A 24,404-nucleotide genomic window follows, 5' to 3' on the forward strand; every position below is an offset into this window, starting at 1 on the left:
CTTAGGATTTCTATCTAAAAAACATACGCTACTGAAAAACCACCGTAATAATTGATGGGATTTCCCGGATAAAAATAACGCGGAGCAGCAGTGCCAAAACCAACTGCATTAGGCAAAATATTAGCCGCATATTTGGTATCTAAAGCGTTATTAATTCCAGCATTCAACTCTGTTTTCAAGATTTTAAGAATCGTAAAAACATAGGTCGTTTTTATATCAAGCAACGAATACCGTGCACTGTATTTTGCATTGGAATCGTTAAGCGGGATTTTACTCATCGTTCGGAAAGAGGTGTTGACACTAAATCCGTTTTTTGTGTTTAAATCCAGTCCAAAATTAAATTGCTTTTCGGGAACGCCTGTAAGTTGGTTTCCCGAATAATCAGCATCACCATCCAAGAATTCTTTGAATTTAAAGTTATTCACCGCTCCTGAAAAATAGGGTGTAATTTGAAATTGGGTTAGTTCCAAAAGTTTGTAATTAACCAAGAATTCCAATCCCGAATGTGAACTACTGCCTGCATTAATCCCTACAAATTGGTCATCGGCGGTACGTCGTGCCACTAATAAATTTTCAATTTGTGTGGTATAAAACGTTACTTCCGTGTATATTTTATTTTTAAGCCAGTTCCCTTTGAAACCCAATTCATAATTCCAACCTATTTCTGGTTTCAAATTGGTATTTATTTGACCTTCGGGAGTCAATGTTTCTGCAACTGAAGGAACCGAAAATCCTTTGCTGACGGACGTAAATATATTTTTCCCATTGCTTACTTTATAGGACAAACCAACTCTTGGAGACCAAACATTTCCAAAAGTGAATGGCATTTTTTGACCACCAGGATTATTTTCGAAAACATCTTCTAACGAATATTTGGTTGTGTTTAATGCCAGACCAGTTTCCAAATGCATCTTTTTGGAAATCCAAAGTTCCATTTGTAAAAAGTAGTTGCTATAATTTCTGTTTTGTTTGATGGCGCTGAATTCATCACCTTGAATACTTCCCTGACCAGGTTGCGATTGGTATAAATTTCGATACAAGGTATAATCATATTTTTCCCTTAATAATTCGGAGCCAAAACTCATTTCAAAGGGCAACGAAAACAAGTGGTCTTTATAATTGACATTAGAACGAAAACCTACAGCACTTGTTTTTTCATCCAAAATATCAAACGGTCTGGGTTCGTAAGCATCTTTAAAATTAGAAAAAACACTGGTTTGCATGGACCATTTTTCAGAAAATTGATGATCGTATCCTAATCCTAACATGAATTTATCATACGACTCAAAACCTTGTGCGGCTGCCCAAGTAGCGGCTGCCTTCTCCGGATTATTTTTTAAATCCGTCTCATTTATAGAACTTGGAATATAGGCTTTCAATCGGGTGAACGTTCCCAAAAATGATAAATCACCTTTGGAACCAATTTTTTGTTTGCCGTGCAGGTTAAATGATTTTCTGTTATAGGAACTATTGGCTCTAAATCCATCGCTTTCTAAATCTGTATAACTTGTGAATACATTCGTTTTAGAATCACTGTATCCGGTCGAAAGTCGCTGTTGCAATAAACCAAAACTACCAAAAGTGACTGTTGATTTTCCAAAAGATTCCAATAATGGAGTTTCTCTCGAAAACAGCTGAATCACGCCGCCCAAACCGGATCCAAAACTAGTGGAATTTGGTCCTTTTATGATTTCTATTTTTTCGATTGCTGCCAAATCAATGTCGTCAATCGTAGTTTCACCTTCACCCGAAGTTAGTGGAATCCCGTCAAAATACGCTTTTATCTTATTGGTTCCATACTGAGATCGCGCACCAATACCACGAATCGTAATCCTGTTAGTGTTCAAAGCACCTTGTTGCATCGTCACACCGGGAATTTTGTTTAGAACCGGAGTCAATATAATTCCGTCACTTTTATTAATATCGGCGGTAGTAATCACTGAAACGGATGCCGCAACATTTTGAAGCACATTTTTGATTGGTGATCCTTTCAAAGTTACTTCTGAAAGAGCAATAGTGTCTTTTTTTATTTGTCCAAAAATAGCAGTCGCACAACATATAAAAAAAAGAAAAGTAAGGGGAAATTTGAACAATTGTTTGCGTATTTGAATTAGTAAAACGTTTATAAAGTTAGGGTTTTCTTTTTATTTCCAAAAGCTATTCTGAAATTGTGATCAAAGAAAACTGTTTTTTTAATTATAATCACGACCTGACAATTAACTGAAATAGATTTCGTTTAATTATTGAATTAAAAGAAATTTAAAACTAAAACCCGTAAATTATGTAATAAATAGGCGTTAAAACACAATTTTAAATGATTTCTCGCTTCTAAAATACTTTATCTTTACAATAAAAAATTAGAATTAATATATGAAAAAATCAGCTATTGCATTACTTGCACTTCCATTACTGCTAATGAATATTTCCTGTGAGAAAGGAAAAGCAGCAGATGGTATATCCGGTACAGAAAAATCAGATACTGTAAAAACGGTTACTGAACAAAAAACGCCAACTCTGACAATAGATACTGTTGATTTTAACAAAAGAATGATTGCTTTAAGCAACAATGACACAACCGGAAGATGGCCCGTAAAAGCGCCTTATCCTTTGCCGGGAGCGTTATTACCATACAATCGAATTATTGCGTATTACGGAAATTTATACTCTACCCGAATGGGAATATTGGGTGAAATCCCTAGAAAAGAAATGTTAGCAAAATTGCAAGGCGAAGTAGCCAAATGGCAGGCAGCTGATTCTACTGTAAAAGCAATACCTGCTTTGCATTACATTGCTGTAACGGCTCAAGGTGCTCCAGGAAAAAATAATATGCATCGCTTGCGAATGCCTTTTAAACAAATTGACACTGTTATCAGTTGGGCAAAACCCATCAATGCATTAGTGTTTTTAGATATTCAAGTAGGTCACAGTTCGGTGAAAGCTGAAGTGGCGGAATTAGAAAAATACCTTTCTATGCCAAATGTACACCTTGGAATTGACCCTGAATTTTCGATGAAAAACGGAGAACGACCAGGTTCTAAAATCGGCCATTTTACGGCAGCAGATATTAATGATGCCATTGACATATTGGCCAATATTGTGCGCAAAAATAAACTGACTCCAAAAGTACTTGTAGTACATCGTTTTACACAAGGAATGGTCAAAAATTATAAAGAAATCAAAACCGTTCCCGAAGTTCAAATCGTTATGGATATGGATGGTTTTGGAAGTAAAGTATTAAAAAAAGACTCTTACGTAAGTTATATTTATAGAGAACCTGTACAATTTGCCGGTTTTAAATTGTTTTATAAAAATGACAATAAAAACGACTGGAAAATGTATAGTCCTGAAGAATTAGTAAAATTTACTCCGAAACCAATTTACATTCAGTACCAATAATTTACCATTGAATTCATGAAAAATATTCTTTATTCCGTTTTCGTTGGACTATTTTTAATGGTAAGCTGTAAGTCTGAACCAGGTAAAATAGTTCCGGAAGTTCCGCTTGTTGCTGCTCCAGCAGAAGTTGTTGCGTCAAAAAAAGTAGCTGCTGATGCCGCTGCCATTCTTTCGAAAAAAGAAGTTCCCATTTTATGTTATCATAATATTAAAGAATTGAAAGCGGGTGATGGTGAAATGACAAAAACATATACGGTTTCACCAGCAAATTTTGCACAGCAAATGAAAGCCTTATCTGATGCCGGTTATCATAGTATTTTACCCAATCAATTACACGACTATCTCGTATATGATGTACCGTTACCATCAAATCCAGTAATGATTACCTTTGATGATACGCGAGGAGAACAATTCAGCATTGGCGCAGCCGAAATGAAAAAATACGGTTTCAAAGGCGTGTTTTTTATTATGACTGTTTCTATTAATCGTCCCGGATATATGAGCAAAGAACAAATTAAAAGCTTATCTGACGACGGGCATGTGGTAGGCGCGCATACTTGGGATCATCACATGGTTACAAAATATGCTGGGGACGACTGGAATACACAATTGGTAAAACCAAAAGCAAAACTGGAGGAAATCATAGGAAAACCAGTAACTGATTTTGCTTATCCTTTTGGTTTATGGAATACGGCTGCAATTCCTGAAATTAAGAAAAGTGGTTATGGAATGGCGTATATCTTGTCAACCAAAAGAGATTCTGTAGATCCATTATATACCATTAGGCGTATTATTGTTTCTGGAACTTGGTCTACTGAAGGGATGATGAAATCTATTAATTCCTCATTCAATAAGTCAGAGTAATACTGTGTTCGGTTTAATCTGTAGCAAAAAAATTTAGAAGCTAAAAAGAGATGTCGTCAAGGATTTTTAAAAACTGATTATTGAATTACTAATGACCTACTTCTTTTTTTGAAATTTTTCGAAAATAAATATTGGTTGATCATAGTTAATTGGTACATCAGTAGTAAAAAAAACTAGTCCCAATACACTACTCTGTACTCCTGTACCTAATAGTAATTTGTCCTCTTTCATTAACAGAGCGATTGGCTTACTTAAACCTAAACCTCCGTACGATTTGTAATAATAAGCACCCAACAAAGTATCACCAACTATTTTACCTCTTACATATCCTGAGTCTTTCATTGTTTTATGTCCATAAAATATTTCATATTTTCCAATAAAATAATTATCTCCTGTTGTGAGTGATAAGTAGGCTGTATCTCGTCCATTAATTGCTCTAAAAGAATGTTGTTTTTCTTCCACTTTTCTATTGTTACAAGCAATCATAAATGTAATTAGCAGTAACATAATTAACAGATTCATTAGCTTCACAATCTTTTTTTTGGAATTTTTTATATTGAGTATATCCTTTGAATTTTTCATGTTAAGATTTCTTATTTGATCTAGTCTATTTACAAATTACACTTAGTTTTTTTTAAAAACTGGCTGTTGAAGTGTTCGTCAAACGATTGTTCTAAAAAGCACAAACTATTCTAAAAATGTCTGAGCTCCTAAAAATAAATATTAATTTTATATAGATCAGGTTTACAGTTATAAACAACTTAAAAAAAGCACTATTACATTCCAAAGAATACGATAGTGCTTTTTTATTTATAATGTAACTTTTGTTATCTCGGAGACAACCAACCCTCAGGATTGTTATAAGTTGTATTCTGGAGAATTAGGAACTTAATGATTGTTTTTCCTGTTTCCCCATTAGTTCTTACTTTCCCCAAAGTTTGCTTTATACTTACTTTATCACCTTTGCTTACATTTACTGAACTTAAATTCTGGTACACTGTGAAGTAATCTCCGTGTTGTATCATTACCGCTTTGTTTACGGGTGACAATACAATAACACTGGTTACTTCTCCACCAAAAACAGCTCTGGCACTTGCGCCTTTATCTGTGGTGATTTCCACACCGCTATTGTGTACGGTTATCGTATTAAATAAAGGATGCGTTTGGTTTCCGTATCCTAGTGATACATATCCTTTTTCAACCGGATAAGGCAATCTTCCTCTGTTGGCTCTAAAATTATCTGCAATAATTTTAGATTCAGGTGTCAACTCAATTTTGGACGATGATACGGCAGCTTTTGAAACAGGCGCACTTGGATTGGCTTTCGCTTTTTCTAAGGCCGCTTTTCTATTGGCTGCAGCAATTGCTTCCCGAATCAATTTATTGATTTGTCTGTCAATCGTTCTGTATTCCTGCTGTTTTTTCTTGATTTCTTGGGCTATCTTCTTTTTGTCTTTTTGGATAACGTTTACTAACTTCAATTGCTCCTTTTTCTCTTTTTCGAGTGATAAGCGCTCTTTTTCATTTTCAGCAATCAGTTTTTGTTTTGCTGTTTTTTGTACATTCAGTTTTTGATTGAAATCAGTAAGCTTGTTAGATTTCGTTTTTATTTCTTCACCCTGCATTTTGCGGTAACCAGTATATTGTTTCATATACTGCGCTCTTTTGTACGCCTGTAAAAAATTTTCAGATGACAATAAAAACATCGCTCTACTTTCCGATGAACGACTTTTATACGATTTAACAATCATTTCGGCATAATCCTCCTTAAGTTCTGCCAATTCTTTCTTCAATTTATTAATCTGAACTTGATTAATATACATATCATTATTCAGCAATTTGGTTTGCTTTTCAGTCGTGTTTATTAATTTTTCTTTAAGCTTTATTTTAGTGCTTTGAATAACCACGACGTTGACAGCAGATTTTTCTTTTTTCTTTACAGATTGTAATAACTTCTCATTTTCTCTAATTTCTTTTTGAATTTGAGCTTTACGTTCTTCTAATTTTTCTTGTTGGGATTCCTGACTCCACAGTAATGAAGTCATACAGATAAAAATTAGGCTTAGGAGAAATTTTGGCATATCGAAAAAATATTTTTGCTAATTTACTTAATTATAATTCTTTTGTACCCATTTGGAACACTATAAGGAAAAGAAAGTTCTTCATTAAATGTTACCGAGTTGTATTCCAGATTAATTTCGGTGTTTCCTTTCTTCTGAAACGTATTGATTAAAACGCTCGTAGGCAAAATCGCCTCGTTATAAACTTTGTTGTCAGCGTATGCTACTTTGATCATTCGTTCTTCGGCAGTTTGCGTAATTTCTTGTTTTTGAACTAAAAATTTATCGGAATCCAAAAAGAATGATTTTTTCGTATTTTTATTCGAGGTATCATCCAATCGATAGGTTTGTTCCAATAACGTTTCTAAATATTTTCCTTTGGTCAAATCATCAATTGCCTGACCTAATAACATGTTCTGGATTTTATTGTAATCTAAATCAGTTCCGAGCCATTGGCTTAAGCTACTGAAATCACCTTCAAAATATTTTCCATTTATCTTTTCATAATAGCTCACTGTTTTAGGAGTGATCAATGCTTTTGCCATTGTAATCCCCAGAAAACGAATACTTACCAAAATCTGTTCATCTTTTTTGATTTTGATTTCAGCGGTAACGTTTTGCGTTTGTTTGTCATCGGCATAGCGGGCGCTTGACTTAATATATAATGTAGAAAATTCATTTTTATTGTTGTAATGATTTTCTATTATTTTTTTGGCCGACATTTGTTCTGCCGCTGCAACAGGCACATTACTGGCCGAAATGGCAATGGCTTTCGATTTACAAGACACCATGAAAAGAGCTATTAATACTACTATTGCTATTTTTTTCATTATTTTTTTTCTTTTAATAATTGATTGGCTTTAGAAAAATACATTTCTTTTTTCTTGAAATCTCCTAAACCGTTGTATGCTTCTCCTAACTGAATGTTGAAGTTTATTTCTAATGCTTTGTCCTCTACTAAATAATCCAAGCCCATTTCCAGCATATCCTTAGCTTTTTTAAATTGTTGCAATTGATTATTTGCCATACCTGAATAGTAATAAAACTGGGGCTGTGTAGGGAAAGTATCCACCATTGCCGACGCTTTTTTGGCTACTAATTCAAATTGCTTTGTTTCTGTATACGTTTGAAGCAAAAGCAAGTTGGTTTCTATATCATCTCCTGAACCGTTTTTTAATGCTTGTTCATAATACTTAATCGCTTTTGCCCATTGCTTTTTAGCATGGAAAAACTTTCCTATTTCCTTAGCTACATTAACTTCTTTGTCATTATCGAAATATGAAATCGCTTTTTCTAAATCAGTTGTGTATTGAGGATTTTTATCTGCAAAAATCAAAAACTCATTCAGTATTCTGTGCTTTATTTTAGCATCAATTTTATTACTGGCCAAAACCACATTCATCGCGTTTATTGCTTTTGGTGCGTCATTACTATCCAAATAATTTTTGAATAGCGTTACTTGGGCCCATTCAGAATTTGGCAAGGCTTTTTCCAGTTTTTTGACAATTTCAAAAGCTTTTTCTTCCTCATTATTTTTAGAATACAAAACTATCAAGCTTATATAATTAGACTCTTCTTTTGGGTTCTTTTCAATTTGCTCTAACAAATTTGAAGCTTCCATATTTTGAAATTTCACTTCCGATAAAATCTGGCTTTTGTACAAATCCCGTCTGTCCGTTTTTCCAAATGTTTCGTTCAACTCGTTAATTAAATCCAACGCTTTGTCAAACTGTTTTGTCCCCATATATAGAGATGTCAGGTCTTCTTTATACTTCTCATCAAATTCTATCAATTTGTTGATCACCATTATTGCCTGGTTATAATCGCTCGTTTCATAACTCACATCATACATTCCAACCCAGAACCATTTGTTTTTGGGATCAATTTGTGTGGCTTTTTCAAATGAAGAATAGGCATTTTTATATTCCTTTAATGCTAAATAGTTTTTTCCTAATTCATAATAAACAGCTGCATCATTTGGTTTAATCTTAATGCATTTATCTAAAGCTACAACCGCCTTGTCATAATTTTCGATTCCTTTTTGAAGCAATGATTCATAAAAAAATTCCTGAAACTGATCTGTATCGAGCTTAATCTCTTCAGGTTCCGTTTGCGCTAATAGCAAAGCTGAATTGCATTGCAAAACCAGAAATAAAAGTATTAAAGCGCTTTTTTTCATTCTATTTTTTAATCCTAAATCCTAATTATACATACAAGAATCGAACCATTTTATTCTAAAACCGAATAGTCTCCAATACTGATGCTTGTAAAGTTACCATCAAAACTGGCATGATTCCCAATCATTGCATTATCTAAATTCGTGTTTTTTATATGAGAGTGCGTTTGTACCAAGCTGTTTTTAATACTGCTATTTACTACATGACATCCTTTTCCTAAAGAAACATTAGGCCCAACTGTTGAGTTTATCAACACCACATCTTCCCCGATATAACATGGCGGAATAATTGTGGAGTTTTCTAACTTGACATCAAAATCTACCAAATGTGTCCCGTCATTGTGCAAGAAACCTAACATTCTTGAATTTGTTTCCACAGTAACTTCTTTGTTGCCACAATCCATCCATTCATCCACTTTACCAGGAACAAATTTCAAGCCTTTGGCCATCATTTGCTTGATTCCATCGTTAATTTGATATTCTCCGCCGTGAATAATATTATTGTCTAATACTAATTGCAATTCATTTTTTAAAACCGCTACATCTTTAAAATAGTAAATTCCAATAACAGCTAGATCCGAAACAAATTCCTTAGGTTTCTCCACCAGTTCGACTATTTCATTAGCTTCATTTAAATTGATTACACCAAAAGCTTCTGGATGATCTACTTGTTTTACCCAAATAACACTATCGGCATTTTGATCTAAATCGAAATCGGCACGAATTAAAGTATCGGCATAAGCAATAACTGCTGGTCCACTCAAAGAATCTTTGGCACACATAATGGCGTGACCGGTTCCCAGCGCTTCATTTTGATAATAAATAGTTCCTTTAGCGCCTAATTTTTGTGCGATAGCAAGTAATTCCTCCTCAACTTTTTTGCCAAAACTCTCGTGAATAATAAAGGCTACTTCTTCAATATCTTGATTCAAAACGCCAGCAATGTCTTCGACCAAACGGTGAACAATTGGTTTTCCAGCGATAGGAATTAATGGTTTAGGAATAGTTAATGTATGTGGGCGAAGACGTGAACCACGACCTGCCATTGGGACAATTATTTTCATGTTGTTTTATATTAAAAGATTGAAAAATTAGAATCAACAATCTTTAAATTATTAAATTTATTTCACTCCTGTACTTCCAAAACCACCTTCGCCTCTGGATGTTTCTGTTAGTTCCTGTACTTCAATCCACTCAGCACGTTCGTGTTTTGCGATGATAAGTTGTGCAATACGCTCTCCATTTTCGATAACGAAATCTTCGTTGGATAAATTTACTAAAATCACACCTATTTCGCCACGATAATCTGCATCTACTGTTCCTGGAGAATTGAGCACAGTAATTCCTTTTTTGGCAGCAAGACCACTTCTTGGACGCACTTGTGCTTCGTAACCTATTGGTAATTCTATGAAAAGACCTGTTTTTACAATGGTTCTTTCCAATGGTTTAAGATATATCGATGCTGTTAAGTTCGCTCGTAAGTCCATTCCTGCTGAAGCTATGGTTTCATAGTTTGGCAAGGCATGTTGTGATTTGTTGATTATATTTATTGTCATTGCTTTTTATTTAAAATATGTTGTAGGTATAAGTCGCGACTTGTCCCTATTTTTTTCGATTCAAAATTTTGGTTAATAATTCTTTTTCGTTGTGGTATATGAAATAGATGAATCCGAGTAATAATGTGATTCCGACATAATAATTTTCTCTAAAACCATAAAATGAAACTGCCGAAAATCCTATTGATATCAATAGATACATAGCAATTTTATTGGTGTCATATGGAATAGGATAATATTTATTTCCGAAATAGTAGGAAATAAACATCATACTCCCATAGGCCGCAATCGTAGCAATTGCAGAGCCGTAATAGCTCATTGTTGGTATTAGCAAGTAATTTAACGCTAATGTAATTATAGCTCCAATAATGGAAATATAAGCACCAATATGAGTTTTATCTATAAGTTTATACCAAACGGAAAGATTGGTGTAAATGCCCAAGAAAAAGTTAGCCAAAATGATTAACGGCACCACTTTCATAGCTTCCCAATACGACTCATCCTGAATCATGATGTATTTTAAAACATCGGCAAAAACGATTACGGACAGTAAAATAAAAGAGCCAAAAATGACAAAATACTTAGTAATCGTGGCGTAGGTTTGAGGCGCATCCTCCTTATCAGCGTGGCTAAAAAAGAAAGGTTCGATTCCTAATGTGTAGGCCGTACGGTACAAAACCATGAACAAACCAAGTTTATAACACGCAGAATATACCCCTACTTCGGCATCAGCAATATTTGCAGGCAGTAATTTCCCCAATAAAATTTTATCAAACTGTTCGTTGATGGCAAATGCGATTCCGGCTACCATAATAGGCAAACCATACTGCATCATTCGTTTCCAAAGCTTGTAATCAAAATGCCATTTCAGCAAAAGATAATTAGGAGAAAGTATAAGGAATGTAGCTAAACTCGCAACAATATTAGACACAAAAATATAGCCTATTTGAAAATCTTCTAAGTAAAAAGAACTTAAAAAACTATCCGGATTTGATTCAGAAATTGCCGGTAAATAACTCAAAAAGAAAAGGTTTAACACCAGATTTATTACAACATTTCCAATTTTAATTATAGCATATTTTATGGGTTGCTGATTGACCCTTAATTTAGAAAAAGGAACAATCACTAATGCATCTAGGACTAAAATCCAGATGGTATACGTGATATATTGAGCATCAATTCCAGACCAAATGGCTAATTTATTCCTGAATAATAAGGCAATGAATAAAAACGAAATAGAAGTCCAAAAAAGAGAAACAGATGTTGTTTCCACAACCGATTTCTTATCGGTTTCTTTATTGTAAAACCTAAAGAAAGCAGTCTCAAATCCATACGCGAGAATTACATTAAAAAAAATCATCCACGCAAAAATGATGGAAACCTTTCCGTATTCAGCTTTTGGAAGCAAATCTGTGTATAATGGAACCAATATAAAACTGAACATTCTTGGTATGACCGTAGCCAATCCATAAATGGCAGTCTGTTTAAAAAGATTTTTATATAATCCCAAAATGATGTGTCTATTACTATTTATAAAAACAAAAATAACGAATTCTTTGGTTTAATCATCTGAAGTGAATATTTGTTTTGGAACAGAAATACCTACGACTAGAACTGATTCATTTTTACCAAAATTATCTTAATGGCTTTTCTATGAGATTTGTTATTTTAAAAAACTGGGTTTCATCGTCCTTCTTGTATTCCAACACTGCTTCGTTGGGTTTTAAATCAAACTTAGTTTTTTGAATTACCGGCGCTTTGTTTCCATATTCTTTAGCAGGATTTTTATCCATAATCAAATCTTCTTTTTTATTGCTTTGCAAAAAAGTAGATTCAAAGTCTTTTGGAGTAATTTCTTGAACCGCAGATTGCTGATTTTGAAAATAGATTTTCTCCAGTTTGATGTTTGCTGCAAGCGGTTTTTTGAATTCAATATAAAAATGTGTTCCACCGCTATCAATACCATCTTTCATTTTCTGATAAAACGCAGATTGTATTTCTTGCGGAAATTCCGTTTGAAATTCTTTTTTCATAGCACAAAAAGTCAGGCTGATTGCAATGATAAATAAGAGAACAATTGTTTTATATCCTTTCATACTTTTCTATTTAACTTAATCCATCTTCGTTTAAAATTTTAAGGAAATGAAATCCTTTAGGCACGTATCCCTGGTTGTAATAAAAACGGTGTGCAGTATAATTTCCCGTAAAAGCGTCTAAAACAATCATAGTACATCCAAGTTCTTTGGCTTTGGCATCGACATAATCCGTTAGCATTTTACCAATTCCTTTTTTACGATGTTCTGGATGTACAATAAAATTATCAATTTCTAAATACTTGCCTGACCAGAGTTTAGTTCCAGACCACAATCCAGAGAGTCCAACACATTCATCACCCTCAAAAACAGCGATTTGTTTGTAGTTGTGTGGGATCATATCATCAAGATAGGTATTGTATTTCTCTAAACTGAAATTAGTATATAAATATTGCATTACTGGGTATTGCGCCAGCATTTCTTGTTTAGTGGTAAGTTCTTTGAGTTGTAATTTCATTCTTCCAAGTATTGTTTTAAACTATAAAATTAAACAAAAAAAGAGCCAACATCTGTTGGCTCTTAAAATATATTTTGAATCAATAATGTATTACCCATTCAATGCTTCAGCGCCACCAACAATCTCTAAGATTTCATTAGTAATAGAAGCTTGACGTGCTTTATTATAAGTCAACTTCAATTGATTTCTCAATTCCGTTGCGTTATCAGTTGCTTTGTGCATTGCAGTCATACGCGCTCCGTGCTCTGAAGCAAATGAATCACGAATTCCTTTATACAACTGTGTTTTTAATGATTTTGGAATCAAAGTCAACACGATTTCTTCTTTTGAAGGTTCAAAGATATAATCTCCAGTCGAAGCAGTAAGATCTGATTTAATTGGTGCTAATGGCAAAAATTGTTCTGTTTGAACGATTTGTGTCGCAGCATTTTTAAATTGGTTATAAATCAACTCAATCTTATCGTATTCACCAGAAACGAATTTCTCCGTTAACAAGTCAGCAATTTTAGCCACATTGTCAAAAGTCAAATCGTCAAAAATAGCACTTTGATTATCCACAATTGAAAGTGATTTGCTCAAAACATCATTTCCTTTTTTACCAATAGCAAAAATATCAACTTGTTTTCCAGCATAAAACTCTGAACGGCTTTTTGCTTCTTTGATAACATTTGTATTAAATGCACCACATAAACCTCTATTTGAAGTTATCGCTACCACTAAAACTTTTTTAATCTCACGTTGTGTTGTAAATTCTCCACCTGCATCACCTTCAAGGGTAGCAGAAAGATTTTGCAATAATTCCGTTAATTTTTCGGCATAAGGGCGCATTGCTGTGATTGCATCTTGTGCTTTCTTTAGCTTTGCTGCAGAAACCATTTTCATTGCCGATGTGATTTGCATCGTAGATGAAACGGAAGTAATTCTATTACGGATTTCCTTTAAATTTGCCATTTTATTTATAGTGAAGAGTGAGTCGTGAAAAGTGAATAGCCAAAACTACTCACTTTTCACTTTTCACTAAATTAGTTATATTTTGCTGATAATTCTTTTGCTACAGTTTCGATTACATCTGTAATTTCGTCTGTTAATTTTCCTGCTTTCAACGCATCAAGAGTAGCTCTGTGTTTGTTGTTCAAGAATTCCAAGAAATCTTTCTCAAATTCTCTTACTTTGTTCACAGGAACATTTCTCAATAAGTTTTTAGAACCAGCATAGATAATCGCAACTTGATCTTCAACTGTATAAGGATCGTTCAAACCTTGTTTCAAGATTTCAACGTTTCTTTTTCCTTTTTCAATTACATTTAAAGTAACTGCATCTAAATCAGAACCAAATTTAGCAAACGCTTCCAATTCACGGAATTGTGCTTGATCCAGTTTCAAAGTACCTGCTACTTTTTTCATTGATTTAATTTGTGCATTTCCTCCAACACGAGATACCGAGATACCTACGTTAATTGCTGGACGAACCCCAGAGTTAAACAAATCTCCATCAAGGAAAATTTGACCATCTGTAATCGAAATTACGTTTGTTGGGATGTATGCAGAAACGTCACCAGCTTGAGTTTCAATAATAGGTAAAGCAGTTAATGAACCACCACCTTTTACAATTGATTTCAATGAATCTGGTAAATCGTTCATGTCTTTAGCAATTCCATCATCTGCAATTACTTTACAAGCACGCTCTAATAATCTACTGTGTAAGTAGAAAACGTCTCCAGGATATGCTTCACGTCCCGGTGGTCTTCTTAATAAAAGAGAAACCTCACGGTAAGCAACAGCTTGTTTAGATAAATCATCATAAACAATTAAAGCCGGACGACCTGAATCTCTAAAATATTCTCCAATTGCTGCACCCGCGAAAGGAGCGTAAACTTGCATTGGAGCTGGATCAGAAGCATTAGCAGCAACAATAATGGTATAAGCCATTGCTCCTTTTTCTTCTAACATTTTAGCAATTCCTGCTACAGTTGACGCTTTTTGTCCAATAGCAACGTAGATACAAAATACTGGTTTCCCAGCATCGTAAAATTCTTTTTGATTTAAGATAGTATCGATACAAACAGTTGATTTACCTGTTTGACGGTCACCAATAACTAGCTCACGTTGTCCACGACCTACTGGAATCATTGCATCTACTGCTTTGATACCTGTTTGTAATGGCTCAGTAACTGGTTGACGGAAGATAACTCCAGGAGCTTTTCTTTCCAAAGGCATCTCGTATAAATCTCCACCAATTGGCCCTTTTCCATCAATTGGAAAACCAAGAGTGTTAACTACACGACCTACCATTTGTTCTCCTACTTTAAGAGAAGCAATACGTTGTGTTCTTTTTGCAGTTGAACCTTCTTTGATTCCTGTAGATGGTCCTAAAAGTACCACACCTACATTATCTTCTTCAAGATTCAAAACAATAGCTTCTAATCCATTGTCAAATTCAACTAACTCTCCATATTGAACATTAGAAAGCCCGTAAACACGAGCAATACCATCTCCAACTTGAAGTACTGTTCCTACTTCTTCTAGTGTAGCACCAGATTCAAAACCTTCTACTTGCTTTCTTAATATTGCTGAAATTTCAGCAGGTTTGATTTCCGCCATCTTAATTTATAATTTAGACACTTAAATGTGCAATAAAACTAATTACTTAACTCTCTTTTTAATACTTGTAATCTGTTGGCTACTGAAGCATTGTATTGCTTGTCGCCTATTCTTAGAATAAATCCTCCAATGATTGAAGCATCTACTATATTTTCTATTGTGATTTTTTTATCTGAAAGGGTTGCAATTTTAGCCAAAACTTGTGCTTCTAATCCTGCATCCATAGGAATTGCTGTAGTAACCTGAGCTACTTCAATACCATTCATAATGTCAGATAATTTACTGTACTCTATTGCAATTGCTTCTAGAATTTCGAATCTTTTGTTTTCAAATAACAAATGAAACAACCCTTGAGTTACGCCATTGATACCTGCAAAAACTTCTAACAGTGCTTTCTCTTTCACTTCCACTTTCATGGTTGGATTTTGAATAAAAGTACTCAATTCCAAATTACCATTAATTGTCGAAGCAATCAATTTCATGTCGTTATTTACAACTTCGGCAACACCTTTTGAGTTTGCTAAGTCTAGAATTGCTTTTGCATAACGAATTGCTGCTCTTGTACTTGCCATAATTGTTAGTTTAACTTTACGTCACCTAACATTTTCTCAACTAATTTAGTTTGAGCTTCTTTGTTAGATAATTCGTCTTTCAATATTTTTTCTGCGATACTCAATGATAAAGTTGAAACTTGTAATTTCAATTCTGCCATAGCTGCATTTTTTTCGCTTTCAATTGCTGCTTTCGCTTGCTCGATCATTTTCAATCCTTGAGCTTGCGCTTCATTTTTAGCATCAGCAACCATTTTCTCTTTCATTTCACGAGCATCTTTAAGCATGTTGTCACGCTCTAATCTTGCTTCTTGTAAAATACGTTGGTTGTCAGCTTGAAGATTTTGCATTTCTTTTCTAGCGTTTTCAGCAGAAAGTAATGCATTTTTAATTCCTTCTTCTCTATCATTAACTGCATCAAGAATTGGTTTCCAAGCGAATTTTTTTAACAAGAGTATTAATCCAACAAATATTGCTATTTGCCAAATAAACAAACCAAACGAAAAATCATTTATTAACTTATCCATTATATCTAATTATAAATTTTAAAGTATGAATTGCTTTTAATCGCAATTTGTAATGTTTTAATTTTAAAAACAATAGTTACAACCAACCGTTGTAACTATTGTTTTTTAAGTTTTAATTAAGATGCGAATAACGCAGCGAAACCAATACCTTCAATAAGTGCAGCTGCGATAAGCATAGCTGTTTGGATTTTTCCAGAAGCTTCTGGCTGACGAGCAATAGCATCCATTGCTGAACCACCAATTCTACCAATACCTAAACCTGCTCCGATAACAATCAATCCTGCTCCTACAATAGTTGGAATTTCCATAATATATATATTAAAAATTAAACATTCTTTTTTGGCTTTATGCTTTAGGCGGTAGGCTTTATGCTTTGCAGCTTATTGCCTATAGCTTATTGCTTAAAGCAATTTAATGGTGAGCCTCGTCGTGATGATGCTCTTCGTTTCCTGCTCCAAAATAAAGTGCAGATAACATTGTGAAAATATACGCTTGTAAAAAAGCAACTAATATTTCAAGGATAGAAAGTGCAAATGCCAATCCGAATGACAAAGTACTTCCAATCCAGCTTTTAAAGATAAACATTAAACCAATGATGCTCATCAAAACAACGTGTCCTGCTAAAATGTTAGCGTACAAACGTATCATTAATGAAAATGGTTTGATGATTGTTCCCAATAATTCAATTGGAGCCAAAATAAATTTCATTGGAGTTGGCACACCTGGCATCCAGAAAATGTGTCCCCAGTAATTTTTGTTAGCCGTAAAAGTTGTAATCAAATACGTTAACAAAGCTAATGATGCTGTAATAGCAATATTTCCCGTTACGTTAAATCCTAGTGGAGTTAATCCTAATATATTTAAAAAGAAAATAAAGAAAAATATAGTCAATAAATAACTCATGTATTTTTTATATCCTTTTTCTCCAATGTTTGGAATGGCAATTTCGTCTCTTACATAAAGAACAAGTGGCTCAAAGAAACGTCCTGCTCCTGAAGCTATACCTCCATTTTTAGCATACGATTTTGCTAAACCTGTAAACAATACAAACATTAAGATTGCTATTCCTAAAATACCGATTACACTTTTTGTAATAGATAAATCTAGTGGCGTTGGATTTGTTGGGTGACCGTGCTCTTCTGTTAAAGCTCCAGAAGCGTCCGTTTTGTATATTTTCTCGTGGTGCAATACGTAAAAGTTACCATTATGTTCTGCAACTTCTTCACCATGATGAAATTTTGAAGAAGAAAATACTTGCAAACCATTATCCCAAAGAATAATTGGCAATGAAAAACCATAATGCGTGCCTGTTTCTTCATTTGCTGAAAAGGTAAAATCATGCGCATCCAAAAGGTGATGATTAATAAATGCCTTAATTTTAGATTTTACATCTGTTGGTTCAGCATGAGCTCCTTCGGCTGCCTCATGGGCAACTTCTGTTTTTACTTTTACAGTATCCTGTTCAGGATTTGCAAAACTAATTAAAGGAAGACACGCTACTAAAGTCGCTAATATAAATCTAAGTGGTTTGTTTGAAATCACCATAACAGTTAATTATCTTAATTTATTACGTTTCTGAAATTTGGTGCAAATGTACATCTTTTATTAATATTCAAAAGAATATAAAAAATTATTTTTGATGGATTTGTTCCTTGAATAACATATTTATTGCTTTTCGTTTAATATACGTATTGTTAATATGGTTTCAATTGCTAAAAAGAGAATAAACATCATAAAAAAATTCTTTTTCTCTATTGCATTGTTTTGAGCTGTAACCTGCAATATAGGCTTTAAAATCAGATAACAAACAATCATTTTAATACTGGTACTCAAAAGAAATGACATCCCCACATTATCAAAACTGCGTTCTTTGACTTTTAACAGGACTACAAATACCATAATCGACAAAACCAGAAATAACATATAAAGGGTTTCTATCGAATAATAAAAAGTCGCATCATTTATATCTAATAGATAAAAAGCAACGCGATGAAGCACATAAGCCAATCCCGCAAGTGCCAATAAAGGCAGAAGCGGTTTGTAATTTTTTAAATTCATTGTATTTGTTTTTTGCCCCAACGGCACTAAGGTGCAAAGTTATTTGAATTTATACGACCATCCAGACGTTTACAACTTGTTTTTTGATTTTTATTTAAAAAAATTATTGCGTTTTATTGATTTCGTTTACCTGTCGTATCACATTATACAAAGCCAGTGCAACGCCAACCATTACTAAAATTTTACTGTAATAAACTTTTGGGTGTGGATGATTTTCGTCTAACCAGTCTCCCAGATAGGAAAACAGAAAGATGATTGCTCCCATTTGAATAGGAATGTTAATCAGCGCAAGCCATTTATTCGCTCTTTTTTTGTTGGGATTGTTGTCCATCGTTCTGGATTAGATTTTTTACATTAGTCTTCATTGTGCAAGAAGCGCTAAAATCAGCTCCTGGCTCCACAGATAATTTTCCTGTGGTAACTTCTCCATGAATGCTGGCCTTTGATTTTACATTCAACACTTCGGTTACTTGAATTTTTCCATCAAATTTTCCTTCAATATCTGCATTTTTACACACGATATCACCAGTAACGCTTCCAGCTGGGCCAATTACAATTTTCCCGCCAGACTGAAAATTACCTATCAAGTTTCCGTCTAATCTAAAATCAGCGTGCGAAATAATATCGCCTTTTATAGTAGTTCCTTCAACAATTCTATTGGTTTTACCCAAAAGATCGGTGTATGATTTTTGCTTTTTATCAAACATGTTTATTGATTTTTTGGCGCTAAATAAATGTCTATATTTTTCTTGATTTGAATCACTTTATAGTTCTCACCTGAAACTACAATAGCAGGATCGACCAATTTATATTTTACATTATCCTTCAATACAAATACAATGTCTTTAGCATAAAGTTCTGATTTTATTCCATGAATCGTGATGAAATTTTCTTTTTCAGTATAAATATCATAGGAATAATATAGTTTCTGAGGACTTTCTGCAGCAACTAACATTTTGATTTTTTCCTCTATTGCTTTTGTGTTTTTATCCTCTCGTGAACCTACTCGATATAGAATTTTCCAATTATTTGAGTCTGTTGAATTCAACTCCATTTTCTCTAAAAACGGAATTTGACTCATCAGGATTTCTTGTGCATTTTTACCTTCTTCGCTGTTCGGATAATTATCCGCTACTCCTTGCAATGCATTTTTGTAAGCCGTTAGTCCTTTCAGTTTTCCAATGGTATTTGCTTTAAGCAGTTCGAATTTTGATACAATTTCATCTCCCGAAAACTGATTAATCAAAGCGTCTGAGTTCTCTAAAACCTTTACAAATTGTTCTTGTTCGTATAATTTATACCATTTCGTATACGCACTTTCCGGTGTTTCATTTACTGAAGCCGCATTGGAGCTTGTGTTGTTCATAATTTGCGCATAACGAGAATCCGGATATTGAGCTGATATTCTTTTTTTCATCGCTTCTGCTTTGCTTGCATCGGTGATTTGGTACAATTTATACAAATTATACATCGATGGAAGCACCAGTTTTTCTTCAGGATTGTTGTTTAATAATTGTTCCAGTTTAGCGATGGCCAAATTATTTTCTTTGAATTTTTCTTTATAAATAATCCCTAATTGGTAATACGCAAAATTACGTTCTTTACCAATGCTGTCTATCTCCGTTTGTGCTATTGGAAGTTGTTTCAAATAAAAATCAGTAGTGTATTGCTCCACAATTTTCTCCGCTGTTGATACATCCTCAAGAGTTTCTTTGTCATCACTCAAAGGATCTACCGATGTTGGATTTCCAGTACTGGATGAGATTCTCCAATTGCCATTTGGAGTTCTGTCGCCCCACGTTTTTTTGAATTCTATTTTTCCAAAAGCTACGGTTGTAGGATTATAAAAATAGAAAATACTTCCTGCTTGTTGTGAGGAAACATTGGGAATAGCTGGCGGCATCAACGTTGATTTTTTGGCCGGTTTTCCAGGTTCCTGATTAGAAGCCGGATCAATAGAACTAATTGTACTATTTCGTTCTATATTTTCTAGTTTTTCTTTTCGTTTTTCATCTAAAACTCTGTTGATTTCATCTTGTTCTTTTAATTTGAGGATGTATTTTTCGAAATAAGCTATTTTATCACTCTCATTCAATGCAACCACATTCAAAATACTGTCATTTCTTTTGGCAAGAGCCTCATACAAAATCACTTCATCTAGATTAGTTCTAATTTTTTTTATTTTATTATGCTCTCTCGTTTTGTCATTGAGTTTTACCAATGTACTGTCATAATATTTTGCAGCAGCAGGATATTCCGCATTTCTAAAATACATATTTCCTAAATTTCGGTAATTTGAAGCTACTAAATAGGAATCTTTTGAATCTGTTCTTAAGGATAAATTGTAAAAATCCAACGCTTTCTTCTGGTCGTTTTTCTGATCATAAAAAACTGCCATCTGATGAAAAATTAAATCTTTATACGGGCGGTTTTCTCTGTCTTTTGCCAGTTCATCAAATGTTTTTATAAAAGAATTGAAATCACCGTTTTGATAATCAAACAATTCCGCTTTTTTAGCATGCGCCTGAATGACAAATTTTCTATCCGCTTTTCGGTTCATGTCAATCACTGATTGATACGAAGTCACGGCACTATCCTTATATCCTAATTGTTGGTACAATTGTCCCAAAACAAAACGATATCGTGCTCTTTCCTGATTTACCTTGGTAAACGCTATGGCTAATTTTAGTTTAGCAACCGCACTGTCTTTTTCTTCTAAATTTAAAAAAGACTCTGATAGAAGCGCATTAGCATCCGCAAAAACCTGTTTTTTTACTTCGTGATCTTCTAATAATTTACTTATATTTTTTATTACCAAAGCATCATTTCCTAAGCGCATGTTTGTTTTTTCACGCCAAATTTTAGCCTCATAAATCTTGCTGCTGTTGGGATATTTGTATAAAACATAATTGAATGCGTCAAGTGCAGGAACAAATCGTTGGTCGTAATAACGGGATTTCCCAAGCATAAGATACGCTTCGTCAATTTGAGTGTTTTTCTCTCTACCGCCAATATTCATGGAATGCTTTTGAATGGCTTTAGTCGCTTTAGCTTCTGCCAATTCAAAATTCGTATTTTTAGGTTTTGTTGTGGAAGTGAAGTCTTCTACAATTTGCATTTTTTCTATTGGCAGACGTTTCCAGAAATCGTCATCACTGTTGGATTTTATTTCCTTAACTCCTTTGTCCAAACCTACTTGACCGTTGTACAAAATATTATACTTTGTACTCAAGGCGTGGGAATTTCTGGCCATAAAAGTGTCTTTCTTAGTAGAACAGGCCACTAAAAAACCGAAAAATAAGAGGAAAAATAACTGTTTGAATCTATTGACTTTCAATGGAAAACGTTTTTATCAATTAACTTTTAAAAATGCATTTTAGTATACTGACTTGTAAAAATACGTTTCTTTTTGATATCGTGAAAATTATCGGGGTTTATTTGAGTCTCATGCGCGCGTGAGGGATGTAGCGGAAATCCTTTTTTATTCTTTTTTTTTAAGAATAAAAAAGATTGAGAGCGAAAGCCCGACCCGGATTTTTTTCCGGGTCACGCCCAAATTAAACTTTATGGATTTGAAGACTAAAAATAAACCGCAAACTCGCTAATTACATAGACTCATTAGACTATATAATTAGCGAATTTGCGGTTGAGTTATTTTATGTTTAAACTGCAAAAAACAGCTCTAATTCCTTTAAGGTCTCCTCAGAAGTTTGAATGTCTTTAACTACTTCGCCTTTGTGCAACGCGACAATCCTGTCACTTACCTCAACGGTGTGCAACAAATCGTGGCTGGAAACCAGTACTGTAACATCCGGATTATCAGCTAAATCTTTGATGATTTTTTTTAATCTAAATTGTGTCGTTGGATCTAAATTAGCAAACGGTTCGTCCAGAATAATCACTTCTGGATTCCCGATTAAAGTGGCGATGATACCCACTTTTTTCTGGTTTCCTTTGGATAAATCGCGTAAATATTTCTTGTTTTTAAGTATTTCTCCGTTGAAAAATTCTTCGTGCTTGGCCAATAAAGCATCAACATCGGCTTTGTTTTGTCCGCGTAAATCGCCTATGAAATAAAAATATTCTTCGGGAGTTAAGTAACCTATTAAGAAGCTTTCGTCCAAGAAAGAAGCGGTGAATGGTTTCCAGTTTTCGCTGGTGTTTACTTGAACGTCATTGTTGATGATATTCCCTGTTGATGGCTGAATTAAATCCAATAAAAGGCTGAAAAAAGTAGTTTTTCCTGCTCCGTTATTCCCCACTAATCCAAAGCTTTCGCCTTTTTTTATTTCTAAAGTATCTATTTTTAATACGGTTGTTCCGTTGTATGTTTTCGAAAGGTTGTTTACTTGTATCATTTTTTAAAGTTTAATCGGTTGACTAGTTATTTGGTTATTTAGGCAAAAGCTTTTGAAAAATTGAAAATATTTTTTTAAACCATTAAGTTATTAAGTAAAATTAAGGCTTGATGAATATTTCTATTTGAATCGTTTCCCTTTTTTAAGTCTAAAACAGGACTTAAAGCTTTTGTCTTGTTGGTTACTTTAATTGTTATTTATCCTTTTTGTTTATAAGCCGCTATGGTCGCGTATTTCTCTGATTTGTAAATTTTCTCAATCAAGGAAAATGCTTTCTCTTTGAAGGCAAATCCAATTACTCCTACCCCTGCTACTAGTGCTAAGCCTATGTTTGGGTTTCCAAATTTTGAACCCAACCAATACAGTAAAACGGGTAATCCTAATTGTGGAATTGAGATGAGCATAGTTTTTACATTGAATGCTTTTTTGTCACCAAAAGCGCCTTTACCGGAACTCAAATCGATTGGTGTTTTAGTGTATGCACCACCCAGTAAAACCAAATGAGAATTGACTCCGATATTATAAATTGCACCTACAACAATGGTTAAATATACCTGAACTCCAAAATAGAGATAGAATGACGCAATGGTTGTGGTAACTATTGTAGCAATTACCATCAACCACCATTTAGAACTCAAATAGCCTTTGTAAGGAATGTTTTGCGTCATCATTAACGGATAATAGGCACTATCCCAGCTAGGTACAAATTGTCCGAAAGTGATAAGAAATCCACCAGAAACGAAAATCCCGGCAAAAATGTGCATTGTAGGATTGTTGTATACTGCAATTGCATTAGTAAAGAAAAGAAAACCATAAAAAAGAAACATGACGCTCAATCCAACAGTAGTTTTAGATCGTTTGTTTCTTTTGATTAATTTAATGTCATTTTTCAAAAAGGTTCCAATGGTTCCAAATTGGTTTAACCAAGTCAGCTCTTCTGTTTTGGCTTCATCGTGTTTGTTAGACAATCCCGCATCCAAATATAAATTCTTTTTGAAATACTGGAATGTGAAATAATATAAAGCGATTAAAGCTACTACTGGAATGGAAAAAGCCCAATATGTATTGAAAATAGCATCAAAAAATGGCGCTGTATAATCTGTGATATTGAACAGTCCATAATACTGTAATCCACCTAAAACGGCTGCTAATGCTAAGAAAACAGCAAATAAATTGTCTTTATTACTCAGTAGAATATTCAAAAAATTATTGATGTACAGCAATGAAAACAACGCAGTATACCAAAGTACTACAGAAACAGGATCATAACCTTCAATAATTAAAACAACACTAAACGGAATCAGGAAAAAACCATGCACCAAATTAAAGAAGGACAAAACCGTCTTCCCTAAAGAGAAATGAACAATTGTGGATTTTTTTATGGGGAAAATCAACATCGGGCGAATGTTCATCACCGGAATTTTTTGCAACAGCAATCGGACGATTAAATCCATCAATACATAATAAATCATGAATTGATTCACGGTAACAATTGGGTCCAGATTCATTTTCTTTAAAATATAAAATGCACCGACTCCTAATGCCAAGAAAATTAAAATGAAATAAACGGCGACAAAACCCATCAGGATTTTCAAAGCCAAATTAGTTGCGAAGGAAGCCGACCTAAAAAATGCTTTCCATTCGAGATAAAGGAATTTTTGAATCATAGTTTGGTAATTTTGGTTTTGTAATATGTAGTCAAAATAAG

At 33.9% G+C, this 24,404-nt stretch carries 24 protein-coding genes; 2 read left to right on the forward strand and 22 right to left on the reverse strand.

Annotated elements, in window-relative coordinates; translation table 11 throughout:
- Positions 1-14: 14 nt before the first annotated feature.
- Positions 15-2,093: a TonB-dependent receptor family protein gene (locus ACNQF8_RS03975; protein ID WP_417950884.1), complete on the reverse strand. Its 2,079-nt coding sequence runs from the start codon at positions 2,091-2,093 to the stop codon at positions 15-17.
- Between the two features lie 277 nt (positions 2,094-2,370).
- Here ACNQF8_RS03975 and ACNQF8_RS03980 point away from each other — a divergent pair, with 277 nt between their 5' ends.
- Together ACNQF8_RS03980 and ACNQF8_RS03985 are read left to right on the forward strand one after the other, a co-directional pair.
- Entirely contained in the window at positions 2,371-3,396 is a 1,026-nt protein-coding gene (locus ACNQF8_RS03980; protein ID WP_315205863.1) for a hypothetical protein, read from the forward strand.
- Between the two features lie 15 nt (positions 3,397-3,411).
- Positions 3,412-4,260: a polysaccharide deacetylase family protein gene (locus ACNQF8_RS03985; RefSeq protein WP_417952935.1), complete on the forward strand. Its 849-nt coding sequence runs from the start codon at positions 3,412-3,414 to the stop codon at positions 4,258-4,260.
- Positions 4,261-4,356: 96 nt separating this feature from the next.
- On the opposite strand, the gene ACNQF8_RS03990 is transcribed toward ACNQF8_RS03985, so the two are convergent.
- The 21 genes from ACNQF8_RS03990 to ACNQF8_RS04090 all read right to left on the reverse strand — a co-directional run bounded on the left by ACNQF8_RS03990 (position 4,357) and on the right by ACNQF8_RS04090 (position 24,363).
- On the reverse strand, positions 4,357-4,767 hold the full coding sequence (locus ACNQF8_RS03990; protein WP_417950886.1) for a hypothetical protein: 411 nt from the start codon (positions 4,765-4,767) through the stop codon (positions 4,357-4,359).
- Between the two features lie 320 nt (positions 4,768-5,087).
- Positions 5,088-6,305, reverse strand: coding sequence for a murein hydrolase activator EnvC family protein (locus ACNQF8_RS03995; RefSeq protein WP_315205853.1), 1,218 nt, complete (start codon positions 6,303-6,305; stop codon positions 5,088-5,090).
- Positions 6,306-6,364: 59 nt separating this feature from the next.
- The gene (lolB1, locus tag ACNQF8_RS04000; RefSeq protein ID WP_417950888.1) at positions 6,365-7,150 is read right to left on the reverse strand and encodes a lipoprotein insertase outer membrane protein LolB1; all 786 of its coding nucleotides are present in this window, start codon (positions 7,148-7,150) and stop codon (positions 6,365-6,367) included.
- On the reverse strand, positions 7,150-8,499 hold the full coding sequence (locus ACNQF8_RS04005) for a tetratricopeptide repeat protein (protein WP_417950889.1): 1,350 nt from the start codon (positions 8,497-8,499) through the stop codon (positions 7,150-7,152). The genes lolB1 and ACNQF8_RS04005 overlap by 1 nt, the downstream gene beginning before the upstream one ends.
- Before the next feature lie 50 nt (positions 8,500-8,549).
- Positions 8,550-9,560 carry a sugar phosphate nucleotidyltransferase gene (locus tag ACNQF8_RS04010; protein WP_417950890.1) on the reverse strand — a complete coding sequence of 337 codons (1,011 nt, stop codon included), beginning with the start codon at positions 9,558-9,560 and terminating at the stop codon, positions 8,550-8,552.
- A gap of 57 nt (positions 9,561-9,617) precedes the next feature.
- Positions 9,618-10,052: a dUTP diphosphatase gene (gene dut / locus ACNQF8_RS04015; RefSeq protein WP_417950891.1), complete on the reverse strand. Its 435-nt coding sequence runs from the start codon at positions 10,050-10,052 to the stop codon at positions 9,618-9,620.
- Positions 10,053-10,098: 46 nt separating this feature from the next.
- Positions 10,099-11,562 carry a lipopolysaccharide biosynthesis protein gene (locus ACNQF8_RS04020; RefSeq protein WP_417950892.1) on the reverse strand — a complete coding sequence of 488 codons (1,464 nt, stop codon included), beginning with the start codon at positions 11,560-11,562 and terminating at the stop codon, positions 10,099-10,101.
- Positions 11,563-11,686: 124 nt separating this feature from the next.
- Positions 11,687-12,148, reverse strand: a complete 462-nt coding sequence (locus ACNQF8_RS04025) for a hypothetical protein (protein WP_417950893.1) — start codon at positions 12,146-12,148, stop codon at positions 11,687-11,689.
- Positions 12,149-12,158: 10 nt separating this feature from the next.
- A complete protein-coding gene (locus ACNQF8_RS04030; protein ID WP_417950894.1) occupies positions 12,159-12,602 on the reverse strand; it encodes a GNAT family N-acetyltransferase in 444 nt (147 codons plus the stop codon).
- A 90-nt stretch (positions 12,603-12,692) separates the two neighbouring features.
- Entirely contained in the window at positions 12,693-13,553 is an 861-nt protein-coding gene (atpG, locus tag ACNQF8_RS04035; protein WP_315205826.1) for an ATP synthase F1 subunit gamma, read from the reverse strand.
- 71 nt (positions 13,554-13,624) lie between these two features.
- Positions 13,625-15,202: a F0F1 ATP synthase subunit alpha gene (gene atpA, locus ACNQF8_RS04040; RefSeq protein WP_035669021.1), complete on the reverse strand. Its 1,578-nt coding sequence runs from the start codon at positions 15,200-15,202 to the stop codon at positions 13,625-13,627.
- A 38-nt stretch (positions 15,203-15,240) separates the two neighbouring features.
- Entirely contained in the window at positions 15,241-15,774 is a 534-nt protein-coding gene (atpH, locus tag ACNQF8_RS04045; RefSeq protein ID WP_315205822.1) for an ATP synthase F1 subunit delta, read from the reverse strand.
- A 5-nt stretch (positions 15,775-15,779) separates the two neighbouring features.
- Positions 15,780-16,280 carry a F0F1 ATP synthase subunit B gene (locus tag ACNQF8_RS04050; protein WP_099713990.1) on the reverse strand — a complete coding sequence of 167 codons (501 nt, stop codon included), beginning with the start codon at positions 16,278-16,280 and terminating at the stop codon, positions 15,780-15,782.
- A 116-nt stretch (positions 16,281-16,396) separates the two neighbouring features.
- Entirely contained in the window at positions 16,397-16,588 is a 192-nt protein-coding gene (gene atpE / locus ACNQF8_RS04055; RefSeq protein WP_073353856.1) for an ATP synthase F0 subunit C, read from the reverse strand.
- Between the two features lie 103 nt (positions 16,589-16,691).
- Positions 16,692-17,825, reverse strand: a complete 1,134-nt coding sequence (gene atpB, locus ACNQF8_RS04060; RefSeq protein ID WP_417950896.1) for a F0F1 ATP synthase subunit A — start codon at positions 17,823-17,825, stop codon at positions 16,692-16,694.
- A gap of 120 nt (positions 17,826-17,945) precedes the next feature.
- Positions 17,946-18,338, reverse strand: coding sequence for a hypothetical protein (locus ACNQF8_RS04065; RefSeq protein ID WP_417950897.1), 393 nt, complete (start codon positions 18,336-18,338; stop codon positions 17,946-17,948).
- A 103-nt stretch (positions 18,339-18,441) separates the two neighbouring features.
- Positions 18,442-18,669, reverse strand: a complete 228-nt coding sequence (locus tag ACNQF8_RS04070; RefSeq protein ID WP_315205810.1) for an AtpZ/AtpI family protein — start codon at positions 18,667-18,669, stop codon at positions 18,442-18,444.
- Complete coding sequence (locus ACNQF8_RS04075; protein ID WP_305629049.1) at positions 18,635-19,045, reverse strand: bactofilin family protein; 411 nt, start codon at positions 19,043-19,045, stop codon at positions 18,635-18,637. The genes ACNQF8_RS04070 and ACNQF8_RS04075 overlap by 35 nt, the downstream gene beginning before the upstream one ends.
- Before the next feature lie 2 nt (positions 19,046-19,047).
- Positions 19,048-21,621, reverse strand: coding sequence for a type IX secretion system periplasmic lipoprotein PorW/SprE (gene porW / locus ACNQF8_RS04080; RefSeq protein ID WP_470303433.1), 2,574 nt, complete (start codon positions 21,619-21,621; stop codon positions 19,048-19,050).
- 379 nt (positions 21,622-22,000) lie between these two features.
- On the reverse strand, positions 22,001-22,696 hold the full coding sequence (locus tag ACNQF8_RS04085) for an ABC transporter ATP-binding protein (protein ID WP_315205800.1): 696 nt from the start codon (positions 22,694-22,696) through the stop codon (positions 22,001-22,003).
- Positions 22,697-22,893: 197 nt separating this feature from the next.
- Positions 22,894-24,363 (reverse strand): DUF5687 family protein, encoded by a 1,470-nt coding sequence (locus ACNQF8_RS04090; RefSeq protein WP_417950899.1) that lies wholly within the window; start codon positions 24,361-24,363, stop codon positions 22,894-22,896.
- Positions 24,364-24,404: the final 41 nt, after the last annotated feature.

This window comes from Flavobacterium labens (assembly GCF_048286755.1).
GTDB lineage: Bacteria > Bacteroidota > Bacteroidia > Flavobacteriales > Flavobacteriaceae > Flavobacterium.

Excerpts from the sequence above, each read along its gene's own strand:
- ACNQF8_RS04010 (WP_417950890.1), bottom strand. The coding sequence starts at position 9,560 with ATGAAAATAATTGTCCCAATGGCAGGTCGTGGTTCACGTCTTCGCCCA.
- ACNQF8_RS04025 (WP_417950893.1), bottom strand. The coding sequence starts at position 12,148 with ATGAAAGGATATAAAACAATTGTTCTCTTATTTATCATTGCAATCAGC.
- ACNQF8_RS04005 (WP_417950889.1), bottom strand. The coding sequence starts at position 8,499 with ATGAAAAAAAGCGCTTTAATACTTTTATTTCTGGTTTTGCAATGCAAT.
- atpH (WP_315205822.1), bottom strand. The coding sequence starts at position 15,774 with ATGGCAAGTACAAGAGCAGCAATTCGTTATGCAAAAGCAATTCTAGAC.
- ACNQF8_RS03985 (WP_417952935.1), top strand. The coding sequence starts at position 3,412 with ATGAAAAATATTCTTTATTCCGTTTTCGTTGGACTATTTTTAATGGTA.
- ACNQF8_RS03980 (WP_315205863.1), top strand. The coding sequence starts at position 2,371 with ATGAAAAAATCAGCTATTGCATTACTTGCACTTCCATTACTGCTAATG.
- ACNQF8_RS03995 (WP_315205853.1), bottom strand. The coding sequence starts at position 6,305 with ATGACTTCATTACTGTGGAGTCAGGAATCCCAACAAGAAAAATTAGAA.
- atpA (WP_035669021.1), bottom strand. The coding sequence starts at position 15,202 with ATGGCGGAAATCAAACCTGCTGAAATTTCAGCAATATTAAGAAAGCAA.
- atpG (WP_315205826.1), bottom strand. The coding sequence starts at position 13,553 with ATGGCAAATTTAAAGGAAATCCGTAATAGAATTACTTCCGTTTCATCT.
- ACNQF8_RS04090 (WP_417950899.1), bottom strand. The coding sequence starts at position 24,363 with ATGATTCAAAAATTCCTTTATCTCGAATGGAAAGCATTTTTTAGGTCG.
- ACNQF8_RS04065 (WP_417950897.1), bottom strand. The coding sequence starts at position 18,338 with ATGAATTTAAAAAATTACAAACCGCTTCTGCCTTTATTGGCACTTGCG.
- ACNQF8_RS04050 (WP_099713990.1), bottom strand. The coding sequence starts at position 16,280 with ATGGATAAGTTAATAAATGATTTTTCGTTTGGTTTGTTTATTTGGCAA.
- lolB1 (WP_417950888.1), bottom strand. The coding sequence starts at position 7,150 with ATGAAAAAAATAGCAATAGTAGTATTAATAGCTCTTTTCATGGTGTCT.
- ACNQF8_RS04075 (WP_305629049.1), bottom strand. The coding sequence starts at position 19,045 with ATGTTTGATAAAAAGCAAAAATCATACACCGATCTTTTGGGTAAAACC.
- ACNQF8_RS04085 (WP_315205800.1), bottom strand. The coding sequence starts at position 22,696 with ATGATACAAGTAAACAACCTTTCGAAAACATACAACGGAACAACCGTA.
- ACNQF8_RS03990 (WP_417950886.1), bottom strand. The coding sequence starts at position 4,767 with ATGTTACTGCTAATTACATTTATGATTGCTTGTAACAATAGAAAAGTG.
- atpB (WP_417950896.1), bottom strand. The coding sequence starts at position 17,825 with ATGGTGATTTCAAACAAACCACTTAGATTTATATTAGCGACTTTAGTA.
- ACNQF8_RS04030 (WP_417950894.1), bottom strand. The coding sequence starts at position 12,602 with ATGAAATTACAACTCAAAGAACTTACCACTAAACAAGAAATGCTGGCG.
- ACNQF8_RS04070 (WP_315205810.1), bottom strand. The coding sequence starts at position 18,669 with ATGGACAACAATCCCAACAAAAAAAGAGCGAATAAATGGCTTGCGCTG.
- atpE (WP_073353856.1), bottom strand. The coding sequence starts at position 16,588 with ATGGAAATTCCAACTATTGTAGGAGCAGGATTGATTGTTATCGGAGCA.
- dut (WP_417950891.1), bottom strand. The coding sequence starts at position 10,052 with ATGACAATAAATATAATCAACAAATCACAACATGCCTTGCCAAACTAT.